Origin of the sequence: Pantoea sp. DY-17 (assembly GCF_019795975.1) — a bacterium.
Classification (GTDB): Bacteria; Pseudomonadota; Gammaproteobacteria; order Enterobacterales; family Enterobacteriaceae; genus Pantoea; species Pantoea leporis.
In genome coordinates this window covers 570,675-586,463 of the sequence record NZ_JAIMIG010000002.1, presented here as the reverse complement: position 1 = coordinate 586,463, position 15,789 = coordinate 570,675, and the positions used below count along the sequence as shown (strand labels likewise).

The 15,789-nt window shown below is 55.6% G+C and carries 17 protein-coding genes; 6 read left to right on the top strand and 11 right to left on the bottom strand.

The window, feature by feature from the left end:
• Positions 1–15: 15 nt before the first annotated feature.
• Positions 16–486, bottom strand: coding sequence for a GNAT family N-acetyltransferase (locus K5Y33_RS13030; protein ID WP_222234181.1), 471 nt, complete (start codon positions 484–486; stop codon positions 16–18).
• 93 nt (positions 487–579) lie between these two features.
• Here K5Y33_RS13030 and K5Y33_RS13025 point away from each other — a divergent pair, with 93 nt between their 5' ends.
• On the top strand, positions 580–1,122 hold the full coding sequence (locus K5Y33_RS13025) for a GNAT family N-acetyltransferase (RefSeq protein WP_192235428.1): 543 nt from the start codon (positions 580–582) through the stop codon (positions 1,120–1,122).
• Here the strand turns inward: K5Y33_RS13025 and K5Y33_RS13020 are convergent.
• Positions 1,104–1,424 carry an AzlD domain-containing protein gene (locus K5Y33_RS13020; protein ID WP_008109204.1) on the bottom strand — a complete coding sequence of 107 codons (321 nt, stop codon included), beginning with the start codon at positions 1,422–1,424 and terminating at the stop codon, positions 1,104–1,106. The two genes, K5Y33_RS13025 and K5Y33_RS13020, sit on opposite strands and share 19 nt — an antisense overlap.
• Positions 1,414–2,088 carry an AzlC family ABC transporter permease gene (locus K5Y33_RS13015; RefSeq protein WP_110867038.1) on the bottom strand — a complete coding sequence of 225 codons (675 nt, stop codon included), beginning with the start codon at positions 2,086–2,088 and terminating at the stop codon, positions 1,414–1,416. The genes K5Y33_RS13020 and K5Y33_RS13015 overlap by 11 nt, the downstream gene beginning before the upstream one ends.
• 102 nt (positions 2,089–2,190) lie before the next feature.
• On the opposite strand from K5Y33_RS13015, the gene K5Y33_RS13010 reads away from it, so the two are divergent.
• Both K5Y33_RS13010 and K5Y33_RS13005 read left to right on the top strand, forming a co-directional pair.
• Positions 2,191–2,739 (top strand): helix-turn-helix domain-containing protein, encoded by a 549-nt coding sequence (locus tag K5Y33_RS13010; protein ID WP_061719009.1) that lies wholly within the window; start codon positions 2,191–2,193, stop codon positions 2,737–2,739.
• A gap of 140 nt (positions 2,740–2,879) precedes the next feature.
• Positions 2,880–3,401: a GNAT family N-acetyltransferase gene (locus K5Y33_RS13005; protein WP_176970618.1), complete on the top strand. Its 522-nt coding sequence runs from the start codon at positions 2,880–2,882 to the stop codon at positions 3,399–3,401.
• Here the strand turns inward: K5Y33_RS13005 and K5Y33_RS13000 are convergent.
• Genes K5Y33_RS13000 through K5Y33_RS12985 form a run of 4 tightly spaced genes read right to left on the bottom strand, consistent with a single transcriptional unit; the run spans position 3,398 to position 8,041 of the window.
• Complete coding sequence (locus K5Y33_RS13000; protein WP_222234180.1) at positions 3,398–4,801, bottom strand: ABC transporter ATP-binding protein; 1,404 nt, start codon at positions 4,799–4,801, stop codon at positions 3,398–3,400. The two genes, K5Y33_RS13005 and K5Y33_RS13000, sit on opposite strands and share 4 nt — an antisense overlap.
• Positions 4,798–5,583 (bottom strand): ABC transporter permease, encoded by a 786-nt coding sequence (locus K5Y33_RS12995; protein ID WP_101761154.1) that lies wholly within the window; start codon positions 5,581–5,583, stop codon positions 4,798–4,800. The genes K5Y33_RS13000 and K5Y33_RS12995 overlap by 4 nt, the downstream gene beginning before the upstream one ends.
• On the bottom strand, positions 5,580–6,515 hold the full coding sequence (locus tag K5Y33_RS12990) for an ABC transporter permease (RefSeq protein WP_192235622.1): 936 nt from the start codon (positions 6,513–6,515) through the stop codon (positions 5,580–5,582). Before K5Y33_RS12990 ends, K5Y33_RS12995 begins: the two co-directional genes overlap by 4 nt.
• Complete coding sequence (locus tag K5Y33_RS12985; RefSeq protein WP_222234179.1) at positions 6,515–8,041, bottom strand: ABC transporter substrate-binding protein; 1,527 nt, start codon at positions 8,039–8,041, stop codon at positions 6,515–6,517. The genes K5Y33_RS12990 and K5Y33_RS12985 overlap by 1 nt, the downstream gene beginning before the upstream one ends.
• 167 nt (positions 8,042–8,208) lie before the next feature.
• On the opposite strand from K5Y33_RS12985, the gene K5Y33_RS12980 reads away from it, so the two are divergent.
• The gene (locus K5Y33_RS12980; RefSeq protein WP_110867041.1) at positions 8,209–8,394 is read left to right on the top strand and encodes a tautomerase family protein; all 186 of its coding nucleotides are present in this window, start codon (positions 8,209–8,211) and stop codon (positions 8,392–8,394) included.
• A gap of 151 nt (positions 8,395–8,545) precedes the next feature.
• Positions 8,546–9,286, top strand: a complete 741-nt coding sequence (locus tag K5Y33_RS12975) for a GntR family transcriptional regulator (RefSeq protein WP_222234178.1) — start codon at positions 8,546–8,548, stop codon at positions 9,284–9,286.
• Here K5Y33_RS12975 and K5Y33_RS12970 read toward each other — a convergent pair.
• The 4 genes from K5Y33_RS12970 to K5Y33_RS12955 all read right to left on the bottom strand — a co-directional run bounded on the left by K5Y33_RS12970 (position 9,273) and on the right by K5Y33_RS12955 (position 14,113).
• Complete coding sequence (locus tag K5Y33_RS12970; protein WP_222234177.1) at positions 9,273–10,253, bottom strand: PfkB family carbohydrate kinase; 981 nt, start codon at positions 10,251–10,253, stop codon at positions 9,273–9,275. The genes K5Y33_RS12975 and K5Y33_RS12970 overlap by 14 nt on opposite strands.
• Complete coding sequence (locus tag K5Y33_RS12965) at positions 10,240–11,262, bottom strand: ADP-ribosylglycohydrolase family protein (RefSeq protein ID WP_222234345.1); 1,023 nt, start codon at positions 11,260–11,262, stop codon at positions 10,240–10,242. The genes K5Y33_RS12970 and K5Y33_RS12965 overlap by 14 nt, the downstream gene beginning before the upstream one ends.
• 17 nt (positions 11,263–11,279) lie before the next feature.
• Positions 11,280–12,554: a nucleoside permease gene (locus K5Y33_RS12960; protein ID WP_101761161.1), complete on the bottom strand. Its 1,275-nt coding sequence runs from the start codon at positions 12,552–12,554 to the stop codon at positions 11,280–11,282.
• Positions 12,555–12,736: 182 nt separating this feature from the next.
• Complete coding sequence (locus K5Y33_RS12955; RefSeq protein ID WP_222234176.1) at positions 12,737–14,113, bottom strand: aldehyde dehydrogenase family protein; 1,377 nt, start codon at positions 14,111–14,113, stop codon at positions 12,737–12,739.
• Between the two features lie 481 nt (positions 14,114–14,594).
• On the opposite strand from K5Y33_RS12955, the gene K5Y33_RS12950 reads away from it, so the two are divergent.
• Complete coding sequence (locus K5Y33_RS12950; protein WP_007886110.1) at positions 14,595–15,524, top strand: RepB family plasmid replication initiator protein; 930 nt, start codon at positions 14,595–14,597, stop codon at positions 15,522–15,524.
• Positions 15,525–15,789: the final 265 nt, after the last annotated feature.

Sequence of the window (15,789 nt, the reverse complement as noted above, 5' to 3'; positions counted from 1 at the left end):
TTTTTCATTTTAGCCTTAAAGCTCGCGTACCATTTCTACGCAGGGAAGATCGGCTTGTGCCAGCGCCGAGGGATAAAGCGTCTCACGCACCATACGAAAACCGTGACGCAGATAAAAGCCGCTCGCGTTGGGCGTGGCGGCGAGCGTCAGTTTATCAAAACCCCGCTGACGCGCTTCATCGATGATTGCCTGCATGATGACGCTGGCATAACCTTTGCCGTTGCAGGCGGGCAGCGTGAAGATCGCTTCAACGCTGCCGTTGTGCAAGTCAAGAAATCCGGTCGCGGCCACGCCATATTCAGCATCCTCAACCACATAAAACGGATGGCTTCTGACCGCCTCGAAATAGCCGGACGGTAACGCATCGGGTGTCCATGCACTGATAACATCAGCGGGATAAACGCCCCGGCAACCGTGGCGAATGGCAAGGTTGCGGATGCGCCACAACGTGGCCGTTTCATCACAGCGGGCTAAACGCGGTTTCATACGTTTTCCTCTATGCTAGTAATCCGTGGAGTATCACAGTAACAAAACTCATCAGGAAGATAACGCCGGTTCCGGCTACAAAAGGTTACGACAATGCAACTCACTTCATCACGTTTGTTTCTTCGTCCGGTTGAACCCACCGATGTTCAGCGCCTGTTTGCCATCTATGGCGATCCCGCTACCAATATGTTCAATCCGGCGGGTCCGTTTCCCGATTTAGCCTTTGCAGAGGAGGTGTTAAATCGCTGGCTGGCGCACTGGCAATCCTTTTCCTTTGGTAACTGGGCAATTTGCCTGCGGGAACAGCCGGATGAGGTTATCGGATTTGGTGGTTTATCGGTGCGCGAGTTTGCTGGCAAGCCGGTAAACAATCTTGGCTATCGTCTGGCGAAAGAGGCGTGGGGAAAAGGTTTCGCCACCGAGTTTGCACGAAGGGTTATCGCTTATGGCTTCGATGAATGCCAGCTTCCGGTTATTGATGCGGCGGTGCGTCAGGATCATATAGCATCACAGCAGGTACTGGAAAAGGCGGGACTGCGCTGTTACGGCCAGGTTCACGATGTTCCGGGCGCGCCCGCCAGTTTGGTATATGAATTACGTGCGCAAACCTGGCGCGATCAGGGCACGCCGAAGTAACGTAGCAACGCGGTCATTAGCGCGGCACCGATAATCACCAGGATTAGCGGTGTGCGGCGCCAGGCCAAAAACACCGCAAACAGCACGCCGGCGATGCGCGCCACGCCGGCAAAATGCGTGCCTTCAAACAGCGCGGTGGTAACGGCCACCGCCAGCAGCAAAACGGTGGCAGCATCGGATAGCATATTGCGTGCGCGATCCGACATCTGCATGCGGCTGCCCAGACGATAACCGGCGAAACGAATCGCATAAGTGCCTACCGCCAGCAGCGCGATGCCGCCAATGATCAGATTATTTTGCATTTTTACGCTCCCGCCAGCTCAGTAATCCCAGCAGTGAAAACAGCACCGGCATGCCCGCTGGCACAAACGGTGTCGCCAGCACAGACAGCGTGGTGCCCAGCGTAGCGGGGATCAGCGTACGACGCTGACGCAGCGCCGGGAATATCAGGGCAATCAGGATCGCTGGGAACACCGCATCCAGACCAATGGCCGATACGTCGGGAATAAAGCGCCCGATCACCGCACCGCCAATGACCGACAGCGGCCAGATGGTGAAAATACCTAATCCGCAAATCCAGTACGCGGCACGACGTTGCGCCAGTTTTGGCTGGGAAATACCAAACACCACGCTTTCATCATTCATGATGTGGCATCCCAACAAACTGCGGCTGCCTTTACCAACCAGATCTTTCACCGCAATGCCAAACGGCAGATGACGCGCGTTGACCAGCAAACCCGCCGCCGCCGCCGTTAACGGACTGCCGCCGCCAGCCACGATGCCGATAAACAGGAATTCCGACGCGCCCGCCAGCACCAGCGTTGATAGTGCAATCGGCACCCACAGCGGAAACCCTTCCGCTGCCGCCAGCGAACCGTAAGAGAGCCCGACAATGCCGTCGGCAAGACAAACCAGGAAAATGGCTTTTATTACTCCGCGATCAAGCGGTACTGCACCCAGACGCATCACAATTTGATCTCATATCGAACAGGAAAGCCGTTATAATGAACGCGCCAGAATCGTTTTACAAGACGAACAAATCGTTCGATATAAAGAACAGGAGAGGGTTTGACCACGCCAATTGATATTATTGCTGTCGGATTACTGCGCGAACGTCAGCGCGCGGGGCTTTCACTGACAGAGGTGGCGCGTCGCGCCGGTATCGCCAAATCTACGCTGTCGCAGCTCGAAGCGGGCAATGGCAATCCCAGCCTTGAAACGTTGTGGGCGCTGTGTGTGGCGCTGAACATTCCTTTCGCGCGTTTGATGGAGCCGGAAGTGAAGCGATTGCAGGTAATTCGCCGTGGCGAAGGCATGATCGTCTCGGCGGAGATGGCGGATTATCAGGCAGCATTGCTGGCAAGCTGCCCGCCCGGCGGACGCCGCGATCTCTATCTGGTCACCAGCCAACCGGGCGCGCCGCGCGATTCAAAACCGCATCCGCCGGGCTCGGTGGAGCATGTGATTATCGCGCGTGGCCGGGCGCTGGTTGGGCCGCGCGATGCGCCGGTCGAACTGCATCCCGGCGACTACATTTGCTATCCCGCCGACGAACCGCATGTTTTCGAAGCCTTAGAGGCGGATACCATGGCGGTGCAGCTGTCGGAGCAGAATTGAGCGTTGGTGGGTCAGGTCGCCATAAATGGCGCCACTATGGAATTGCAGAGTGACCATCAGAATTTCCTATTATCAAATCCGATGATTCGCGTGCGGCGCGGTGGCATGCTGTGGTTTTCGCCGCTAAGAATCAGGAACATATGGACATTATTCCCGCCCGACCTCATCACGCCGCTGCCATTCAGAAAATCTACGCCTGGCATGTGCTGCACGGCACCGCGACCTTTGAAACTGAACCACCTTCGGCGAGCGAAATGCAGAATCGCGTGCAGGATGTGCAGCAGCGCGGCGGTTTTTGGCTGGTGGCGCAGGAGGATGATCAGGTGCTGGGTTACTGCTATCTGGCGCCGTATCGCCCGCGCTATGCCTATCGCTTTACGCTGGAGGATTCGATTTACCTCGATCAGCAGCAAACCGGCAGAGGCATTGGTCGCGCACTGTTGCAAAAAGCCATTGCGCTGGCGGAAGCGGCGGGATTTCGCCAAATTATCGCGATTATTGGCGATAGCGCGAATGCCGGATCGCTGGGATTACACCGGGCGCTCGGTTTTGAGCACACCGGTGTAATGAAATCGGTGGGATTCAAACATGGCCGCTGGCTGGATACCGTAGTGATGCAGCGTTCTCTCGGTCACGGCGACAGCCAGCCGCCAGAACGTTAAGCGATCGCCTCCATCGCGATCATACGATGCGTGGCCTTTTCCAGCAGATCGCGATCGTGGCTCACCAGCAACACCGCGCACTGTTGCTCGCGCGCCAGCGAGGTGATGAGCTGGAGGGTTTGCTGCTGCACCAGCGGATCCAGACGCGATGTGGGTTCATCGGCAAACAGAAATACCGGATCCAGCAGCATCACGCGTAACAGCGAGAAGCGCTGCAGCTCGCCGCCCGACAGTGAATCGGGACGGCGCGTCAGCAGTTCTGGTGACAGCGCCAATTGCTCCATCAGCGCATCCCGCCGCGTGGAAGCAATGTGATGACTGCGCAACACATCGTCCAGGCTTTGCGCCAGCGTGCGGGTCGGCGGAAACAGCGCTGACGGATCCTGATAAATCTTCTGGTATTTCAGCGCATTGACCGCCGCATGGCGCGTCACCTTGCCTTGCTGAGGCGTTAGCAGCCCGAGCAGCACATCGCCAAAGCTACTTTTACCGCTGCCGCTGGCACCGTGTAATCCAACGATTTCCCCGGCGTGCAGCCTGAAGTTTTGCGGCACGCCGAGCGATTTACCGCCGCGCTGCAAGCGGATGCCCTCAGCACTCACCACCGGTTTGCTGCCAATAACGGTTTGTTGCCGTGCAGGCCAGGCGGTGGGATCGGCGGCGAGTAACTCACGCGTATAGCGCTGCTGCGGTGCATGTAACACCTGTTCCGCCCTGCCCTGCTCAATCACCTTCCCTTTATGCATCACGATCACCTCACCGCTCAACTGGCGGGCCAGCGCGATGTCGTGGGTGATGGTGAGCAGTGTGCCGCCGTCGGCCACTTCCCGGCGCAGTAAGGCCGCTACCTCATCACGACGCGCCACATCCAGCCCTTTGGTTGGTTCATCGGCAATCAGTATCTCCGCGCCACCTGCTCGTGCGGCGGCAAAGGCGGCGCGCTGCGCCATCCCTCCGGAGAGTTGCCACGGAAAACGCGGCGCCGCGTCCTGTAAACCAAGCTGCTGTAAATCGCGCTGGGCCGACAGTGCGCTGGTGGATTTCGCGTTTCCGCGTACATAACGATAGCCTTCCGCAACCTGCTGCTGCACTGACATGGTGGGATCCAGCGACAGCCACGGCTCCTGCGGCAGCGACGCTAATGTGCGGCCCCATAATTCACGCAACAATCCGGCATCCTGCGGCAGGGTAAAACGCTGTTCGTTGATGATTAGCGTACCGCTGGACTGTAAATCGTCAGGCAAAATGCCCATGACCGCTTGTGCCAGCAGGCTTTTACCTGAACCGGTTTCACCCAGCAAGGTCAGCGGTTGTCCGGGCTGCAGGGTGAAATCAACCGGTTCCACCAGCGTAGCGCTGGCGGTTGTGACGCTGATGCCGATAACCTGTAATCCTTTCATTTACGCTCCTCTTTCATTAACAGATTCAGGCTGATCAACAGCAGAAACAGCGCGATTACCGGCTGCATTAGCAGCCACGGTGCTTCCCAGGCAAACGGCAGCAGTTCGGTCATCATCAAACCCAGTTCTGGCGTCGGCGGACGTACGCCGACGCTGATAAAGCCAAGCGCAGAGACCGCCATGATGGCGCTGCTGAACGAGAACAGAGTCAACGTGGTTAATACCGGCGCTAACGCTGGCCACAGGTGTCGGCGGAAACGGTAGAACGCCGAAAAACCGAGCAACTTTGAGGCCTGCATGCCGGGTGCCTGCACAATCGGGCGCAGGGTTGCGCGCGTGACGCGGAAGAACTCCACCCACAGCACCAGCGAAATCCCCAGCCACAACATGCCGGGAGAATCCGGCGCAATCGCCGCTAACAGCAGCACCAGCAGCAATCCCGGCAGCGCCAGACACATATCGCCGAGCATGCTGAGCAGACGATCCAGCCAGCCGCCATACAGTGCGCTGAATACGCCAGCCAGCACGCCCGCAAGCAGTGCGCTCATCACACAGAGCGCCGCGAGACCCAGCGAAAGGCGCAACGCGGCACTGAGGCGCGGCAGCATGTCGCGACCAAGATGATCAAACCCGAGAAGATTGGCACCGCTCGGCGCGTGCAGCATCTGCAGCAGATCCTGTTCCAGCGGGTCGCCGTGATGAATCAGGGGCAGCAGGAAGGCGAAACCAAGCAGCAAGCACAACAGCAGCAGGCCGATAAGACGCGAAAATGAAATTGTCATGCGCGCGCTCCTCTGGGATCAAGCAGATGACAACCCGCATCCACCAGCATATTCAGCAGCACGAACAGCAGTCCGAGCGTCATGGCGCTGGCCTGAATCACCGGCACATCGCGGGCGAAGATGGCATGCACCAGCGCGTGACCAATGCCAGGCCAGGCAAACAGCGTTTCTACCACCACCACGCCTTCCACCAGCCAGACAAACTGCATGCCGAACCAGGTCAATACCGGCGATGCGAGGTTGCGCAATCCATGACGGCGCAATAGCGTTGCGGGCGCTAATCCTTTCTGCGCGCCCCAGCGGTAATAGCCCGAGCTGACAACCTGATACGTGGCTTCACGCACCACGCGCACGCCCACCGCGGTTAACGACAATGCCAGCGTCAACGATGGCAACATAAAATGACGCAGCTCGCCATGCCCGGCGCTGGGCAGCCAATCGAGCTGCAGCGCCAGCAGGACAATCAGCAGCATGCCCAGCGCAAAATGCGGCACCGATTTCAGCAGCGCGCTCAGCCAGAATAACGCGCGGTCGAGCTTGCCATTGGCGTGACATCCCGCCCAAATACCCAGCGGCAAGGTGAACAGAATCGTCAGGAAAAGCGATGAACCTGCCAGCGCCAGCGTTTGACTCAGCTGCCAGCGCAGTTCATCCATCACCGGTTCGCCGGAGACCAGCGAACGACCAAAGTTGAACTGCAGCAGATCGAATAGCCAGTGCAGCAACGCGCTGCCCTGCTGCAGCGAGTCACTTAGCTCCTGCTGCACCCGCGCCACCGCACTGGCATCCACCCGATCGTAGCCATAACGACCGCTGGCAATGCGCCACGCCATATCGCCGGGCAAGGACTGCACCAAAAACCAGGTGAGTAATCCCACCGCCAACACCACAAAAGCCGCCTGCGCTACGCGCCAGCCAAGTAGTTTGAACATCATTGCTCCCACTGCATCTGACGCAGACCAAAGTGGCGTTCAAACGGATCGAGCGTGACGTTTTTCAGCTTGCTGTTAATCGCGGCCGATTGCTGATACCAGGCAATCGGGATCACTGGCAGATCCTGCTGTAACGAGGCAGTGATCAGGTTACGCGCCTGCGCACGTTCTGCCGAGTCAGTGGATTGCGTTAAGCTGTGCAACGCCGCGCTAAAACCGGCCGGATGCCAGTTCATCGCGCCCCAGTCGCCGCCCTTTTCCGCATAATCCTGCAGTAACGTGCCGGTGGGATCAGGCGTGAGTGCAAAGTTGCGGGAAAACAGCGCCAGTTGTAGACGATTGCTGTGATGCTGCGCCGGAATTTCGCTAGCGTTGGTGGAATTGATCTTCACTTCAATGCCGACTTTGCGCAGCTGCTGCTGGATAACCATCGCCATCAGCGGCAGTTCGGGACGATCGGGGAAGGTCAGCAGCGTCACACTAAAGCGCTGGCCGTTACGTGCTAACACGCCATCTGCACCCATTTTCCAACCCGCCGCCTGCAGTTGCTGTGCCGCCTGCTGCGGATTGAATTGCAACGGTTGCAATGCGTTGTTGTGCCATTCACCCATATTCGGCGGGAATAACTGACTGGCCGCGCCTGGATAACGCAATACCGCCATCGCCAGCGCGTTACGGTCAATCGCCATGCTGATCGCTGCACGCACCGGCTGTTCGGCTAACAGCGGATCGCCCGCATTCAGTTTTAGCATCAGCGTGCGCGGCACCGGAATGGCGGGCAGCTGTAGCGCTGGCTTGCGTGCTAAACGCTGACGGCTGGCAGCATCCAGGTTGAATACGTAATCCGCGTCCCCGCTCTCCGCCAGCAAGGCGCGGGTTTCGGCGCGTCCGGAAGAGAGATAGCTGGCGGCCGCAATCGCCGGCTTTTCGCCCCAGTAATCTTCAAAACGTTTTACTGCCAGCGATTGCGGTGGCTGGAATGACGTCAGCATAAACGGGCCGCTGCCGATGATGCGGGTGATGTTGCCCTGCGCATCCCAGCTAGCCAACGCCAGAATCTGGGAACGGCTCTCTGCTAATACCGAAAGCAGCGGCGTAAATGGTTCACGCAACGTGATAGTGACGTGCAGCCCTTCCCCGCTGATAGCGGTGATCGGTGTTTTATCCAGCAGACCCGCTTTGCTGCGCGCGGTGTTGAGTGATTTCACCACCGCAGCTGCATCCAGTGGCGATTCATCATGGAAACGCACATTGGGACGCAAATTAAATTGCCATTCCAGTCCATCTGCCGATACCTGCCAGCTTTGCGCCAGCGCCGGAATGGGCTCGGCGCATTCGTTCACTTCCACCAGAGTTTCCACCACATCCATCCGCAACAAAATGTCGCCGGAGAGCGCGGGATCGGCGCCTTTGATTTCAAACGGTGCCGCAATGCGCACCGTTTTATCCTGATGTTCAGCCGCCATTGAGGCGTAAGAAGCCAAGCCTAACGCCGAAGCGATAAGCAAATTTTTCATTGATTTCATTAAGATTTCCGACTGAAGCCGCTACAAATTATGTGAGTTAATTACGTTATAACATAACAATACACATTTCAACACAGATTGCTGGCAAAGACGGGTGATTGACGCTGCACGCAGTGCTTTTGCTGCGCTATGCTGAAAACGAACGTTTACTTTAAGGAGCAGCAGAGATGCCAGAAATCGTTGTGTATGCGGCAGAAGGTCGCACGATTGAGCAGAAAAAGAAGTTGTTAAAAGCCGTCACCGCGGCGGTGGCAGATTCGTTTGAGATCGATGCTAATTCAGTGACGGTTTCCATTATCGAAACGCCAAAACATCATAAGTCGAAAGGTGGCGTGCCGTTTGATGAGCGTTGAGTCGGGTGTATGCCTAAAAGCCCCAATGGGGCTTTTATTGTTTTTAAAGTGATTATTCGTGATATTCATACTCATCGAGTGCTTCGCGAACGTCGAAATATCAGTATCATAGACGTTCTGCCGCATATCAGGATAAGTGAACCCGCACACTATGACCGACCAAACTCCACTATTTTCGCGGCTGACTTTTACCCTTGCTGATAACAGCCGCACACCGCTGTACAAACGCTTTGCCACTGCAATTAAAGATGCGGTGCGTGATGGCGTGTTAGTGCATGAAGAGATCCTGCCGAGTGAGCGTGACTTCAGCCAGTCGCTGAACATTTCGCGCATTACCGTGCGTAAAGCCATGGATGCGCTGGAAAAAGAGGGCGTGGTATTGCGCTCTCGAGGCTACGGTACGCAGATCTGCAGCCAGTTCGAGTATTCGCTGAAAGAGCCGAAAGGCTTGTCCCAGCAAGCAGTGTTGCGTGGTAAAAAGCCCGATACCGTGTGGATTAACAAAAGCAAAATCCAATGCGACGCAGCAATCGCAGAGAAATTGGGGCTGAACACTGGCAGCGAAGTGTATCTGCTGAAACGCATTCGTTATGTCGATCAGCAAGCGGTGTCGGTGGAAGAATCCTGGGTACCGGCGCGCTATATCGCTAATGCGGATGAGATTGGCATTTCGCTTTACGACTATTTCCACCAGCAACAAATTCTGCCGGTTAAATCGCAAAGCAGAGTGAGTGCTCGCATGCCTGATGAGTCGCTGCAGCAGCAGATCGCCCTACCCGACAACGTGCCTGTTTTGGTGATCAAGCAGCTGGCGTTAGATGCGCAGGGCAATCCGCTGGAGTACAGCATTAGCTACTGTCGTAGCGATATGTATGTGTTTATTGCGGAGTAAGGCGCTGTTGCCAGTAAGCTGTTAGTGTGGCGCGATCGGGCGCGCAATCGCCGCCGCGTTGTGACACCACATAAGATGCCACCGCGTTGCCCAGCGCGACGCTTTCTGCCAGTGACCAACCCGACGCTAATCCCGCCAGTAATCCTCCCGCGTGGCTGTCGCCTGCGCCGATGGTATCGACCACTTTTGTCGGCAGCGCCGGCATCCAGCCCTGTGTTTCCGCGTTAACGAAACCGGCGCCTTCGCTATCAAGTCGCACCACCATCGCGCCGCCGAATCGCTGCTGCCAGCACGTCATTAACTGATGCGCATCAATGGGTTCTGTTTGATTCAAACGTTCATGCCACAGCAGTTCGGCTTCCTGTCTGTTCACTGTAATCAGTGGATGGCACGCCATAACGCGTTCGAACTGCGCATCACCGATATCCGCCAGACGCGGACCGAAATCCACCAGCAGCTGATACGGCTGGCTTTGCTGCTTCAGCCAGTCGATCAGCACATCACCGCTTTTGCTGGTGAGCTGATAGCCGGAAAGGTAGATCCAGCGATTGGCCAGCTGCGGCAACGTGTTCAGCAGCGCTGCATCCCACTGATTTTCCACGCCGCTCACTGACAGAAAAGTACGCTCGCCATCAGGTTCCACTAACGCTAAACACCAGCCGTTATCGCCTTTCGCCGTTTCCAGCACGCTGTGGATGCCATATTCCGTCAGCTTCTGCCGCACAATGCTGGCCCAAGTGCCGTTGCCGAGCGGCAGCGCATTGATGGACGGGATGCCAAGCCGGTGCAGCGCAATCGCCACATTCAGCGCACAGCCGCCTACGTTGACGCCCTGCTGGTGGAGCTCAATATCGCTGCCACGATGGGGCAACGAGTAAGCATCAGCAATCACATCCACTACAGCCGCACCAATCACAAGCACTGGCAGACGGCTTTCAAGTCTCTGCAGATCATCAGGCGTCAACATAAGCGGCCTCGCGCTGCTGGCGGAAACGCGTGAATGCAGCGCTATAACGAGTAAAATCCAGCGCGTTAGCGGCATCCAGCTCGGCTTTCAAGGCAACGTCGATGCTGTCGATGCCGTGCAGCGCGCCGCAAATGGCCACCGCCATCGCGCCGATGGTATCGGTATCGCCGCCGAGGTTAGCGCAAAGGATCGCGCAGCGATTAGGATCGGTCTCGGCCAATTCCACCATCGCAATCGCCGCCGGTACCGATTCAATGGTGCTGGTGCCGGTGCCTACCAGATCGTAAATCTGCTGCATGGTGGATTCCACGCCCCTGCCCTGCACGACCACGCTTAACGCCAGTTCGATGCGTGCCGCCATCGACGCGCTAAAGGTGGTGACACGCTTTTCCTGCGCCGCGCGAGCGATCGCGGGCAGTTCATCGCGGATCGTTGCCCAGCTGGCACCGTCAATGGCGCGTGAAACTGCCCACGCAATCACCGTCGCGCCGGAAATTGCGACATCCGATTTATGCGTTGGGCTCGACGCCAGTGCGACGGCATTGATGAAAGCCGGTAAATCGCGTGCTGGCAGCAGACAGCCGAGCGGTGACACACGCATCGCTGCGCCGTTAGTCATGCCGTTATTTTCCAGCTGCGACACCGGCGTGCCGGCTTTCATGGCGTTGAGCGCGATTTTTGAGGTCGGTCCAAGCACGTTTTTGTTGAAGGCATCAAACGACTCAGCCCACTGCAAAATATTCGCGCCGATGGTTTCCACGTTGATCTCTCCATCGTGCGATACGATCGCATCAGCCAATGCCAGCGCCATCGAAGTGTCGTCGGTAAAGGCCGCCCGGCCAAAGTAGCAGGCGGCGTTGTTCTCAGCCGGACCGGGCAGGAAGCGATCGATCCAGCCAAAGTGCTGCTTCACGCGTGAGCGCGGCCACAATTCCGATGGCATGCCCATCGCATCGCCCAGCGCCTGGCCGTAAAACGCGCCTAAAATCCGTTTTTCTTGCGTTGTCATCGTCATGGTGAAATCTCTTATTTATGGCTGTCAGCGGTTGCTGAATTTTCGAAAGCGGTAAGTTCATCGCTGCGTTTTTTTCCGTCGCGGAACAGGACGATAAAGGCGATGGTGATCATTACGATCATCACGCTGCCAAACATCCACATGCCGGCCCAGTTGAAAGTCTGCCCGTTGCGGGGTTGATCGTAGGCGAACATTTCCTGCATCAGATAGCCGCCAAGGCGATAACCGAGCAGGCTGCCGATGCCCTGACAAGCCAGCGTGATCAGCCCTTGCGCGGCATTACGCATCGCCACTGGCGCTTTCTTATCAACATAGATGTAAGCGGTGATGAAGTAGAAATCGTAGCTGACGCCGTGCAGCAGAATGCCCATGAACAGCAAGCCGTAAGTCAGCATGTTTTGATCGCCACCGAACACGAAGAACACGTAGCGCAGTGCGGCGGTGGTTAATCCCAGCAGCAGCACTTTGCCGATGCCAAAGCGTTTGATGAAGAACGGCAGCGCCAGCAGGAAGAAGATTTCCGAAACCTGGCCGAGCGTCATCCAACCGGTGGCGTGCGGTAAGCCGACTTCCGTCAGATAGCCTTCGGCAAAAATGTAGTAAAACGCCAGCGGCATGCTGAACAGGAAGGAGCAGACGAAGAATACGAGGAAGCTACGATCCTTCAGCAGATGCAGCGCATCCAGACCAAGCGCGACGCGCAGGCTGAATTTGCCGGTGCTTTTCGGCTCGGTGGCGGGCAACGTCAGGGCAAAAATGCCCAGCAACAGCGAGCTTGCGGCGGTGATCAATAACGGCACGTTGCTGGCTGAGATATCGCCATAGCCCAGCAGCGGCGGCAGGAAACCACAAACGATGCCGGACGCGATCCAGCCAAGGGTGCCCATGACGCGAATGCGCGGGTAATCACGCTCCACATCCGCGACGTGCGAAAACGCGATGCTATTGGTTAAGGCGATGGTTGGCATGTAAGTGAGCGCATACAGCAATAGCAACGGGAAGAAACCGCCGAAATGCGTTTGCTGAGCTGCGAAGAACATCAGAATCGATCCGACGATTGTTAGCAGCGACAACACTTTTTGCGCCTGGAAGAAGCGATCGGCCAGCGATCCGACAAGGATCGGCGACAGGATGGCGGCTATCGAAGTACATGCGTAACACCAGGCGATCTCAACCGGCGAGAAGCCGTTTTTGCTGAGAAATGCCCAGAGCGGTACAAACCATGCGCCCCAGATAAACCACTCAAGAAACATCATGAACGACAGTTTTGGGATTGTTGTTTTCATTTAAAAGGACTCCCCGGTGTAGGTGGGGCCAATCTAACACCAGAGATAATACCTTTATAATACCTTTGGTGGGTTTTTTGAACTGGTCCACAACATTTTAAATGATGTGCAACGGTATGAGATGCGAGATATCTGGGGGCGGAGGATGGGAATAAGGGCGCGCCTGACGCGCCCTGTGATGCTTAGCGGCGGTTTTTCCATACCGTCTGAATATTGCAGAATTCGTGGACGCCAAAGCTCGACAGTTCACGACCATAGCCGCTCTTCTTCACGCCTCCAATCGCAACTCGTGGATCTGACGCACCATTGCCATTGATAAATACCGCGCCGGTCTCCAGTTTTTCCGCCAGTTCGTTGGCCAGCGCTTCGTTGCCGCTCCACACTGTTGCACTCAGCCCGAATTCGCTGTCGTTCGCCAGCTCAAGGGCATGTTGTGCATCACGAGCGACACTAATTGCTGCGACCGGGCCAAAGATTTCCTGCTGGAAAGCGGTCATGGCTGGTGTGACATCGGCGAGGATCGTCGGGGCGTAATAGTTGCCTGGGCCGTCAATTTTATGGCCGCCTAATACCAGACGTGCGCCTTCCTTGATGGTCTGCTGCACTTGATTATCCAGCTCGTCACGAAGATCGTAACGCGCCATTGGTCCGATGTAGGTATCTTCTGCCAAAGGATCGCCGATCTTCAATGCCTGTACCGCTGCGCTGAAACGCGCCTCAAACGCTTCTGCGACGCTTTCTTCAATGATGAAGCGCTTGGCTGCCATGCAGACCTGTCCGGTGTTCTGATAGCGTCCTGTGACCGCTGAGGCTACTGCAGCATCCAGGTCTGCATCCGCCAGCACAATAAAAGGATCCGCGCCGCCCAGTTCCAGCACGGTTTTCTTCAGTACCGCACCGGCTTGTGCTGCAATTGCGCCGCCTGCACGCACGCTGCCGGTTACCGCTGCAGCGGCAATTCGTGGATCTTTGATCGCGGCCGAAACGCCATCGTTATCGACGTTGATCACGGTAAAGCCGCCTTTAGGCAGTTCAGTGGCGTCAAATAGCGACTTCATGAGGTTGGCGGATCCCATTACGCTTGGCGCGTGCTTCAGCACGTAGGTATTGCCCGCCAGTAACATGCTGACTGCGCCGCGCAGAACCTGCCAGTAAGGGAAGTTCCATGGCATTACAGCAAGGATCACACCAAGCGGGCGAAATGACTGCCACGCTTGCTGGTTTTCCACCAGCGTTGGTTTGTCGGCAAGGATCGCCGGACCGTTCTCTGCATACCAGTCACACAGATTGGCGCATTTCAGTACTTCAGCACGTGCCTGAGCGATAGGTTTGCCCATTTCCAGTGTGGCCATGGTTGCCAGCTCATCCTGACGCTGGCGGATCTGTTCAGCCAGTTGACGCAGCACTTTCACTCGCTGTGGCATTGCGGTATAGCGCCACTCTGCATAGGCATCAGCACTTTGCTGCAATGCGGCTTCCAACTCGGCTGCGCTCTGTAGCGGATAGCTTGCGAGGATGTCGCCGGTAGTAGGGTTGCGGGAGATAACGTTTTCAGTCATGAAATATAACCTCGTCATAAGTGATGTATTGTTCGATGAAGTTCACTTTACGCCGGGATAAAGTTTCTTAAAAATGAATAATAATGAGGAAGTTGTTCACTTATGAAGAAGTAGAAGGATCCTGATCGCACATAACTGATGATTTGGTGGGATCAAAGGGGATGTTATTGCAATGGAGCTGTTTTAAACGTTTTGCCGGTCTAAAGCCGCGTCAGTCCGGGCGTTATTAAGTTATACAGTGAATAGATCTTAAAGAAAGATCATATAGAGATCTTAAAGAGATCCTAAGAGATCCCCGATCGTCGCAGGCCGCACCCCACAAGGGCTCAGAAGGTGATCGCGTTCACTATAATGAGTAAAGTGTTCACTGGAGTCAGTAGTTTATTCACTATAGAGAGTAGAATGTTCACTATAAACAGTGTTAATGTTCACTGTAATCAGAAAACGACCCTTTTCATCCACAGAATGAAGATCTCAGGCTATGGCAGATAAAGAGAGTGAAAACAAGGCGTTACTCGAGCCTTTTCTGTCGGTGACAAAAAATAGCGGTGAAGTTATTCAACTCCATCCCAATAAAAATAACACCGTACAACCGGTCGCTTTAATGCGCCTGGGTCTGTTTGTTCCAACATTGAAGTCCACCGCGCGCGGTAAATCAGGCGCAATGGCATCGACCGATGCAACGAAAGAGCTAAAGAACCTTTCTTTAGTGAAATCGGAAGGTTATGAAAAGATTACCATTACCGGCGCAAGGCTGGACATGGATAATGATTTCAAAACCTGGGCCGGTATTATTCAGTCTTTCTCGCGTTATCCTTCTAAGGGCGACACCGTGACGCTGCCATTTATCGATTTCGTCAAGATGTGCGGGATCCCATCGGCAAACTCTTCGGCTGCGCTACGTAAGCGCTTAGATGCCTCTCTGCGACGCATTGCTACCAATACGTTGTCCTTTGAAGGTAATGGCAAAGCCTATCACACTCACCTTGTGCAATCGGCGTATTACGATCGTGAAAAGGATCTGGTGCGTATCCAGGCCGATCCAAAGTTGTTCGAGCTCTACAACTTCGACCATAAAGTGTTACTGCAGCTGCGAGCCATTTCGCGTTTAAAACGTAAAGAATCGGCTCAGGCGTTGTATACCTATCTCGAAAGTTTGCCAACGAATCCGGCGCCCATCTCTCTGGCGCGTTTGCGTATGCGTTTAAATCTGGGCTCGAAAACCACCACGCAAAACCACGTGGTGCGACGTGCGATGGAGCAGCTCAAAGAGATCGGTTATCTCGACTATTCGGAAGTGAAACGTGGCCGTTCGGTGTTCTTCATCATCCACAGCAGGACGCCAAAACTCGACGGCATCAGCAATCTCGAAAGCATCGATTCGCTGGAAGATATTGAGTTCGAAGAATGATGTTGCCCGCTTACTGTAATCAGCAATTCTCCTCAAGCTGTGTCACTTTTTGAGCAAAAGTGACACATGCTCCTCCGCCAACATTCACTGCAATCAGCGGTTCTCGCGTGATTCACTGTAATCAGCAACGTTCACTGTAATCAGAAACCTTCTGCTTTTGTTGTGTCTTATGCGATGTTTTGCACCGCACTGTAGTCTTTCTAAGCGACTTATAAAGATAGTGAGTACTTACAAGGGCGGTGGCGTAGTACTCAACTTCCTTTTT

What these genes read in the sequence shown, in the direction of transcription:
- K5Y33_RS12995 (WP_101761154.1), bottom strand. Translation starts at nt 5,583, where the DNA reads ATGACAATTTCATTTTCGCGTCTTATCGGCCTGCTGCTGTTGTGCTTG.
- K5Y33_RS13030 (WP_222234181.1), bottom strand. Translation starts at nt 486, where the DNA reads ATGAAACCGCGTTTAGCCCGCTGTGATGAAACGGCCACGTTGTGGCGC.
- K5Y33_RS12975 (WP_222234178.1), top strand. Translation starts at nt 8,546, where the DNA reads ATGACCGACCAAACTCCACTATTTTCGCGGCTGACTTTTACCCTTGCT.
- K5Y33_RS13015 (WP_110867038.1), bottom strand. Translation starts at nt 2,088, where the DNA reads ATGCGTCTGGGTGCAGTACCGCTTGATCGCGGAGTAATAAAAGCCATT.
- K5Y33_RS12965 (WP_222234345.1), bottom strand. Translation starts at nt 11,262, where the DNA reads ATGACAACGCAAGAAAAACGGATTTTAGGCGCGTTTTACGGCCAGGCG.
- K5Y33_RS12985 (WP_222234179.1), bottom strand. Translation starts at nt 8,041, where the DNA reads ATGAAATCAATGAAAAATTTGCTTATCGCTTCGGCGTTAGGCTTGGCT.
- K5Y33_RS12970 (WP_222234177.1), bottom strand. Translation starts at nt 10,253, where the DNA reads ATGTTGACGCCTGATGATCTGCAGAGACTTGAAAGCCGTCTGCCAGTG.
- K5Y33_RS13025 (WP_192235428.1), top strand. Translation starts at nt 580, where the DNA reads ATGCAACTCACTTCATCACGTTTGTTTCTTCGTCCGGTTGAACCCACC.
- K5Y33_RS13005 (WP_176970618.1), top strand. Translation starts at nt 2,880, where the DNA reads ATGGACATTATTCCCGCCCGACCTCATCACGCCGCTGCCATTCAGAAA.
- K5Y33_RS12950 (WP_007886110.1), top strand. Translation starts at nt 14,595, where the DNA reads ATGGCAGATAAAGAGAGTGAAAACAAGGCGTTACTCGAGCCTTTTCTG.
- K5Y33_RS13020 (WP_008109204.1), bottom strand. Translation starts at nt 1,424, where the DNA reads ATGCAAAATAATCTGATCATTGGCGGCATCGCGCTGCTGGCGGTAGGC.
- K5Y33_RS12980 (WP_110867041.1), top strand. Translation starts at nt 8,209, where the DNA reads ATGCCAGAAATCGTTGTGTATGCGGCAGAAGGTCGCACGATTGAGCAG.
- K5Y33_RS12990 (WP_192235622.1), bottom strand. Translation starts at nt 6,515, where the DNA reads ATGTTCAAACTACTTGGCTGGCGCGTAGCGCAGGCGGCTTTTGTGGTG.
- K5Y33_RS12955 (WP_222234176.1), bottom strand. Translation starts at nt 14,113, where the DNA reads ATGACTGAAAACGTTATCTCCCGCAACCCTACTACCGGCGACATCCTC.
- K5Y33_RS12960 (WP_101761161.1), bottom strand. Translation starts at nt 12,554, where the DNA reads ATGAAAACAACAATCCCAAAACTGTCGTTCATGATGTTTCTTGAGTGG.
- K5Y33_RS13000 (WP_222234180.1), bottom strand. Translation starts at nt 4,801, where the DNA reads ATGAAAGGATTACAGGTTATCGGCATCAGCGTCACAACCGCCAGCGCT.